The following is a 1,065-nucleotide window of genomic DNA, read 5'->3' as shown; positions in this document are numbered from 1 at the left end:
ATTTCTCGGTTTCTCTGACTGCAATTCAATCATGTACTGATAAATATGGTACAAGTCTTCATAGAAAGCGTCCGCCGACACATGGTAAATCAATGGCGCTAGCCCTTCTGTTAATGTAGATTGCGTAGCTGCAATAGCCTTCACAGATTGCGGAAAGTCTGTCACTTCGGTTAATAAATGACCGAACGTTGCAATATCTTCAAGGGCCGCTAGATAAGGCGTCTTCATGGCAATCACCGGTAAATGGTTGGTGATGGCTTCAATAAAGGTTAAGCCTTGCGTTTCTGAAGTTGATAAATTCACATAAACATCCGCTGCTTGGTACAAGACGTTGACTTGGTCATGAGACACAAAGCCTGGGAAAACGACTTTATCCGTCAAGTTCAGTTCGGCTGTTAACGCTTTTAACTCTTTTAATTGTGGCCCGTCTCCAGCAAGTACTAACTTTGCATTAGGAATATCCGCTAGCACCTGAGGGAACTGCTCGATAATCGCGATTAAGTTTTTTTCTTCAGCAATACGGTTAATCGATAATAGTAAATACTCATCTTGTGCAATACCCCAGCTTTGTCTAAAGTTTTTTAAGACATCTTGGTCAATTTTCTTAGGTAACTTTACCCCGGTTGCCAAGACATGAATGGGTTTTTGAATTTGATAGTCTCGTAAAACATCTTTCATCTGACCGCTAGGTGAAATGACCAAATCAGCTTGATCACAGAAAAGTTTAGACAAATGAACGACCGTTTTTCGAGAAATTAATTTACCGTTCAAAATATAATGGAGGTATTTCTCATACCAAGTGTGGTAAGTGTGCACTAGTGGAATCCTCATATAGCGCGCTACGCTTACCCCCATCAACCCCATAGAAAACTCCGTTTGGGAATGGACGATATCAATTTCTAACTCTTTACATTTACGGTAAATCGATGCAAAAGAAGGAATCGCCACTCGTCTATCCTTGAAGAACAGAAAAGGAACTGATTCATAGCGAAAGACATGGTCTTCAATTTCTGCCTTTGGATCAGATGTCGTAAAGATATAGACTTGATGTCCGTTATCCTCAAA

General features: G+C 40.5%; 1 protein-coding gene. It reads right to left on the bottom strand.

What is annotated here, in order from left to right:
• The coding region (locus ACRCJ0_RS15005) for a glycosyltransferase (protein WP_431391009.1) at window positions 1–1,065 on the bottom strand (1,065 nt) is incomplete at both ends.

This window comes from Aerococcus sp. L_32 (genome assembly GCF_050689315.1).
Note: the sequence above shows the minus strand (reverse complement) of the source record. Positions and strands in the feature narration are given on the sequence as shown.